Origin of the sequence: Rhizobium sp. FKY42 (assembly GCF_005222835.1) — a bacterium.
In the GTDB taxonomy this organism is placed as follows: Bacteria; Pseudomonadota; Alphaproteobacteria; order Rhizobiales; family Rhizobiaceae; genus Neorhizobium.
Genome location: NZ_STGA01000019.1, coordinates 1 through 2490 on the forward strand (window position 1 = coordinate 1; position 2490 = coordinate 2490).

Genomic DNA, 2490 nt, shown 5'->3' on the forward strand with positions numbered 1-2490 from the left:
TGTTGGTTTCCGCGCGAAACTGAGCCGGTTAGGCGCATAATTTCCATTGAGAATTGAGCCATGTGAACCTTCCCCCAACGCGGCGAGCGACGGGGGCAACGGAGTGATCCACATGGGACTTTTAAACATCATTCGCCGGATGGCACTGCGCGAGAAGCAGTCAATTCGCGAGATCAGCCGGCGCACCGGGCTGTCACGCAACACGATTGCGAAGTATTTGAGCGCGGGTACGATCGAACCGACGTTCACGGTACCGGAACGACCGAGCAAGCTTGATCCTTTTGCCGACAAACTCGCGGCCTGGCTAAAGACCGAGGCCGGGAGGTCACGCAAGCAGCGCCGAACAGTGAAGCAGCTTCATACCGATCTGGTTTCTCTCGGCTTCACAGGCTCGTATGGCCGGGTTGCTGCTTTTGCCCGTGAGTGGCGGGCTGATCAGCAAACGGCGGGGCGGGGTATATTTGTTCCGCTCTCTTTCCGGCCCGGTGAAGCTTTCCAGTTCGATTGGAGTGACGACTATGCCGTGATCGGCGGCGAGCGAGTGAAGCTGCAGGTGGCGCATATCAAACTGTCGCACAGTCGGGCGTTTCTTTTGCGGGCGTATCTGCTGCAGACACATGAGATGTTGTTCGATGCCCACTGGCACGGCTTCCGCGTCTTCGGCGGGGTGCCTGCGCGGGGGATCTATGACAACATGAAAACGGCAGTCGATCGCGTTGGCCGCGGCAAGGAGCGACAGGTCAATATCCGCTTTCTCGCTATGACGAACCACTACGTCTTCGCGCCCGAGTTCTGCAATCCTGCCTCGGGCTGGGAGAAGGGGCAGGTCGAGAAAAACGTCCAGGATGCCCGCCCCCGGTTGTGGCAACAGATGCCGGACTTCCCGGACCTGGCGGCATTGAACGTCTGGCTGGAGCAGCGTTGCCAGGACCTGTGGCAGGAGACACCGCACGGGAGCCTGCCCGGTTCGATCGCGGATGTCTGGGCTGATGAGCGGGCAGCACTGATGGCATTACCCACCATGTTTGACGGATTCGTCGAGCAAGGCAAACGAGTCTCGCCAACGTGCCTGGTCACCTTCGAGCGTAATCGTTACAGCGTGCCTGCATCGTTTGCGAACCGGCCTGTCAGCCTGCGGATCTATCCCGATCGACTGGTCGTTGCGGCCGAGGGCAACATTCTCTGCGAACATCCGCGGATCATAGAACGCAGTCACGACAAGCCGCCAAGGACGATTTATGACTGGCGGCACTACCTTGCCGTCATCCAGCGCAAGCCCGGTGCTCTGCGCAATGGCGCACCCTTCATGGAATTGCCGCTGGCCTTTCGACAACTACAGGACCAGATGCTTCGCCGCCCCGGCGGTGATCGGGAAATGGCGGACATCCTCGCTCTGGTGCTTCATCACGACGAACAGGTCGTCGTCCGAGCTATCGAGCTGGTGCTGGATCAAGGCGTGGCGACCAAGACCCACGTTCTGAACCTGTTGCATATGCTGATCGATGGCAAAACGACCGACGGTCCCAACGTCGATACGCCACAGGCGCTGACCCTGGTTCACGAACCCAAGGCCAACGTCGAACGTTACGATGGCCTGCGTGTCCGGATCGTGGGAGGTCGCCATGCGTCATGATCCCGCCAGCGCCGCCGTCGTCATCATGCTGCGTAGCCTGAAGATGTATGGCATGGCCCAGGCCGTCACGGACCTGATCGAGCAAAGTGCTCCGGCTTTCGATGCTGCCGTGCCGATCTTGTCCCAGTTACTGAAAGCCGAGGTGGCCGAGCGTGAGGTCCGCTCTATCGCCTATCACATGAAGGTTGCCCGCTTTCCGGCCTACAAGGACCTCTCTGGCTTCGACTTCGCCACCAGCGAAATCAACGAAGCGACGGTGCGCCAACTGCACCGATGCGAGTTCATGGACGGAGCACAGAACATTGTCCTTGTCGGCGGACCGGGCACAGGAAAAACACATGTCGCGACCGCACTTGGTGTCCAGGCCATCGAACATCACCGCCGCAAGGTCCGCTTCTTCTCAACCATTGAACTGGTCAATGCGCTTGAGCAGGAGAAAGCAAAGGGCAAGGCAGGCCAGATCGCCGAGACCTTGGTTCGTCTCGATCTGCTTATCCTCGATGAACTCGGATACCTCCCGTTCAGCGCCTCAGGCGGAGCGCTGCTGTTCCATCTGTTAAGCAAGCTCTACGAACGGACCAGCGTCATCATCACCACCAACCTCAGCTTCAGCGAATGGGCGACCGTCTTCGGCGACGCCAAAATGACGACCGCTCTGCTCGACCGCCTGACCCACCGTTGCCACATCCTGGAAACAGGTAACGACAGCTTCCGCTTCAAGGCCAGTTCGGCCGCAGCGGCACAGAAAAGAGGAGAAAAGGCCAGCCACTTGACCAAAGCCTGATCAGAAAACCATACTCAGAGGTGGCTCACTTCTCGGTGGAAAAACCGGCTCAGTTCCGCGCGGAAACCAACAG

Annotated in this window: 2 protein-coding genes; both read left to right on the forward strand. The window is 59.2% G+C overall.

Translation table 11 applies throughout. The annotated features are described in order from the left end of the window. Nucleotides 1-112 precede the first annotated feature (112 nt). Nucleotides 113-1633: an IS21 family transposase gene (istA, locus tag E8M78_RS07735; RefSeq protein WP_137134527.1), complete on the forward strand. Its 1521-nt coding sequence runs from the start codon at nucleotides 113-115 to the stop codon at nucleotides 1631-1633. Then, nucleotides 1623-2417 carry an IS21-like element helper ATPase IstB gene (istB, locus tag E8M78_RS07740; protein ID WP_137134526.1) on the forward strand — a complete coding sequence of 265 codons (795 nt, stop codon included), beginning with the start codon at nucleotides 1623-1625 and terminating at the stop codon, nucleotides 2415-2417. The genes istA and istB overlap by 11 nt, the downstream gene beginning before the upstream one ends. Nucleotides 2418-2490: the final 73 nt, after the last annotated feature.

Excerpts from the sequence above, each read along its gene's own strand:
- istA (WP_137134527.1), top strand. The coding sequence starts at position 113 with ATGGGACTTTTAAACATCATTCGCCGGATGGCACTGCGCGAGAAGCAG.
- istB (WP_137134526.1), top strand. The coding sequence starts at position 1,623 with ATGCGTCATGATCCCGCCAGCGCCGCCGTCGTCATCATGCTGCGTAGC.